General features: G+C 67.0%; 3 protein-coding genes. 2 read left to right on the forward strand and 1 reads right to left on the reverse strand.

Annotation, left to right across the window (positions count from 1 at the left end):
• Positions 1-53 precede the first annotated feature (53 nt).
• Positions 54-1,586 carry an acyl-CoA carboxylase subunit beta gene (locus K9U40_RS22225; protein WP_282892283.1) on the reverse strand — a complete coding sequence of 511 codons (1,533 nt, stop codon included), beginning with the start codon at positions 1,584-1,586 and terminating at the stop codon, positions 54-56.
• A 207-nt stretch (positions 1,587-1,793) separates the two neighbouring features.
• Between K9U40_RS22225 and K9U40_RS22230 the strand changes: the two genes are divergently transcribed.
• Together K9U40_RS22230 and K9U40_RS22235 are read left to right on the forward strand one after the other, a co-directional pair.
• Entirely contained in the window at positions 1,794-3,218 is a 1,425-nt protein-coding gene (locus K9U40_RS22230; protein ID WP_282892284.1) for a helix-turn-helix domain-containing protein, read from the forward strand.
• Between the two features lie 114 nt (positions 3,219-3,332).
• The coding region (locus tag K9U40_RS22235; RefSeq protein ID WP_282892285.1) for an SH3 domain-containing protein at positions 3,333-3,846 on the forward strand (514 nt) is incomplete at its 3' end.

Consider the following 3,846-nt stretch of genomic DNA (forward strand, 5'->3'; position numbering starts at 1 on the left):
GGGTTGGGAGGGGGCGCTGCCCCGAGGGCGCACCGCCCGGATGGGCTTTCGCCTCACACCGGCATGTTGTCGTGCTTGCGCGAGGGCTGCTCGAGCTTCTTGGTGCGCAGCATGGCGAGCGCGCGGGCGAGGCGCCGGCGCGTCGAATGCGGCATGATCACCTCATCCACATAGCCCCGCTCCGCCGCCACGAAGGGCGAGAGGAAGCGTTCCTCGTAATTCTTGGTCTGCGCGGCGATCTTGTCCGGGTCGCCCATGTCGGCCCGGAAGATGATCTCCACCGCGCCCTTGGCGCCCATCACCGCGATCTGGGCGGTGGGCCAGGCATAGTTCACGTCCGCGCCCACATGCTTGGAGGCCATCACGTCATAGGCGCCGCCGAAGGCCTTGCGGGTGATGACGGTGACCAGCGGCACGGTGGCCTGCGAATAGGCGAACAGCAGCTTGGCGCCATGCTTGATAAGGCCGCCATATTCCTGCGCCGTGCCGGGCAGGAAGCCGGGCACGTCCACGAAGGTCACGATGGGGATCTCGAAGGCGTCGCAGAAGCGCACGAAGCGCGCCGCCTTGCGGGAGGCGTCACTGTCCAGCACGCCCGCGAGCACCATCGGCTGGTTGGCGACGAAGCCCACCGTGCGCCCCTCGATCCGGCCGAAGCCGGTGACGATGTTGCGGGCGTAGGCGGCCTGGATCTCGAAGAAGTCGCCTTCGTCCACGACCTTCAGGATCAGTTCCTTGATGTCGTAGGGCTTGTTGGGATTGTCCGGGACCAGGGTGTCGAGGCTCTCGTCGTAGCGGCCCGGATCGTCGAAGGAGGGCCATTCCGGCACCCCTTCCTGATTGTTGGCGGGCAGGAAGTCGATCAGCCGCCGGGTTTCCAGCAGCATCTCCACGTCGTTCTCGTAGGAGCCGTCCGCCACCGAGGACTTGGTGGTGTGCACCTTGGCGCCGCCCAGCTCCTCGGAGGTGACGGTCTCGTTGGTGACGGTCTTCACCACCTCCGGGCCGGTCACGAACATGTAGGACGTGTCGCGCACCATGAAGATGAAGTCGGTCATGGCGGGGGAGTAGACGTCGCCGCCGGCGCACGGGCCCATGATCAGCGAGATCTGCGGAATGACGCCGGAAGCGATCACGTTCCGCTTGAAGACTTCGCCGTAACCGCCTAGCGCTGCTACGCCTTCCTGGATTCGCGCGCCGCCGGCATCGAACAGGCCGATGATGGGCGCGCGGGTCTTCAGCGCCATGTCCTGGATCTTGGTGATCTTGCGCGCGTGCTCCTCGGAGAGGGAGCCGCCGAACACGGTGAAGTCCTTGGCGAAGACGAACACCTTGCGGCCGTTGACCGTGCCCCAGCCGGTGACGACGCCGTCGCCTGGGATCTTCTGGTCGGCCATGCCGAAGTCCACGCAGCGATGCTGCACGAAGGTATCGTATTCCTCGAAAGTGCCGCGGTCGAGCAGCAGCTCGATGCGCTCGCGGGCGGTGAGCTTGCCGCGGGCATGCTGGGCTTCGATGCGCCGTGCGCCGCCGCCGAGCCGGGCAACGGAACGCCGGCTTTCGAGCTCTTCGAGGATGTCCTTCATGCCGAGCGCTCCCCAGGTGCGGTGCTTGGAACCGTGTTTGTGAAATCGAGACTAGCGAGGGTTGAAAGGGCGCGAAAGCCCAAGCTTTGCGCTGCCTCTGCCCCCGTACGCTGCTGTCGGCTAACAGGAGTTGCAGGCGTTGGGAATATGTGAAAAATTCACGTTGCTTATTGTGAAGAATTAGCAATCCCGAAGTCGGGGCCGCCCATGCGTCAGAAGGTCTATGCCGGCCATGCGGTCCGGCGGCTGCGGGAAAAGCTGGGGCTCAGGCAGAGCGAGCTGGCCCAGCGCCTCGCCGTGTCGCCGTCCTACATCAACCAGATCGAAAGCAACCAGAGGCCGCTGACCGCCTCGGTCCTCATCGCCATCTCGCGCACCTTCGCGGTGGACATCACCTCCTTCGGCGCGGAGGACCTCGACCGGCTGGTGGCGGACCTGCGCGAGACCGCCGCCGATCCGCTGTTCAAGGACCTCGATCTCGGCCTTCAGGACGTGAAGGCGGTGGCCAATCTCTCCCCCGCCTTCGCCCATGCCTTCCTGCGCATGCACGTGGCGCTCAGGCGCACGGCGGAATGGCGCGCCTCCCTCGACGACATGCTCACCGCCGGCGTCGCGCCGGGGGCGGACGAGGCCAAGCTGATCCCCTACGAGGAGGTCCGCGACTTCTTCCACTATATCGACAATTACGTGGACCCCCTCGACCGCGCCGCGGAGAACGCGGCCGCCTCGCTCGGCATCCTGGAGGGGGCGGAGCCGTCCGCCGCCTTCGCAGCCCATCTCGCGCGCCGGCACAATGTGCAGGTGGAGGTGGGGCCGGCGGACCCGGATGCACCCCTGTCGCGCTTCGATCCGCGCCAGAGGCGGCTGGTTCTCTCGGGCGTGCTGTCGGCGCCGACGCGGGCCTTCCGCATCGCCGCCACCATCGCCCAGCTGGAGCATGGCGCGCTGGTGGAGGATACGGTCGCCTCCGGCGCGTTCCGCAGCCAGACCGCGGCGGAAATCTGCCGGCTGGCGCTGCACAACTATTTCGCCGGCGCGCTCATGCTGCCCTACCGCCGTTTCCACGACCTCGCCCGGCGGCTGCGGCACGACCTCGACCGCCTGGTGCTGGAGACCGGCGCCAGCCTGGAGCAGGTGTGCCATCGCCTGTCCACGCTCCAGCGGCCGGGCGCGAAGGGGGTGCCGTTCTACTTTGCCAAGGTGGACCGGGCCGGCAACATCACCAAGCGCCATTCGGCGACGCGGTTCCAGTTCGCCCGCCATGGCGGCGCCTGCGCCGCCTGGAACGTGCATGAGGCGTTCGAGATGCCGGGGCGCACCCTGGTGCAGGTGGGGGAGATGCCGGACGGGGCACGCTACATCTGCCTTGCCCGCGCAGTCACGAGCCCCTCGCTGCGCCACGGCCAGCCCGCGCGCGCCTATGCGTTCGGGCTCGGCTGCGAGGTCGCCTTCGCCCACGACATCGTCTATGCGGACGGGCTGGACCTCAAGGCCGCGCCGGTGGCGAAGCTGGGGGTCTCCTGCCGCATCTGCCCACGGCGCGATTGCGACCTACGGGCCTTTCCGCCGCTGGATCGGGAGATCCGCATCGACGAGAACGTGCGGGACATCGTTCCGTTTACCATCTCCTGACGTAATTGCGCCTTTGTGCCGCTTAGGAATGGTCGCGCCTTGGCACATGAAACGCCACGAGGGCGTACATAAACTGAGCGTATCGGCTCTCCTCGAGTCGAATGGGAGTGATCCATGAGGGTGCTCAAACTGGCCGGCTGGGTCGCCGGCGTGGCGATGGCAGGGATGGTGTCCGCCCAGGCGGCGCCTGGCTATTCCACCGCCAACGTCAACATCCGGACCGGTCCGGACACCGAATTTCCCAGCCTGGGAGTGATCCCCGAAGGCTCGCCGCTCGAAATCGAGGGCTGCCTTCAGGATGAATCCTGGTGCGACGTGGTCTGGCAGGATTACCGCGGCTGGGTCTACAGCGAATATCTCGGATTCGAGCAGCAGGGCCGCACCGCCGTGCTTCCCGATTGGGGCCTTGCGGCTGTCGGCGTGCCCGTGGTCGCGTTCGCCGCCTCGCAATACTGGAACCAGTATTATGTGGGCCGGCCCTATTATGTGAACCAGCCATGGTACGCGGATCGCTACCGCTGGGAAGGCTATGCGCCGCGTCCGCGCCCCGGCTGGTATGGGCCCCCTCCCGGACCCCGTCAGCCCGGCTGGTGGCGTTCCGGCTACGTGCCGCCGCCCGGCATGCAGC

The sequence above is a fragment of the Xanthobacter autotrophicus genome (assembly GCF_030015065.1).
Taxonomy (GTDB): Bacteria; Pseudomonadota; Alphaproteobacteria; order Rhizobiales; family Xanthobacteraceae; genus Xanthobacter; species Xanthobacter autotrophicus_D.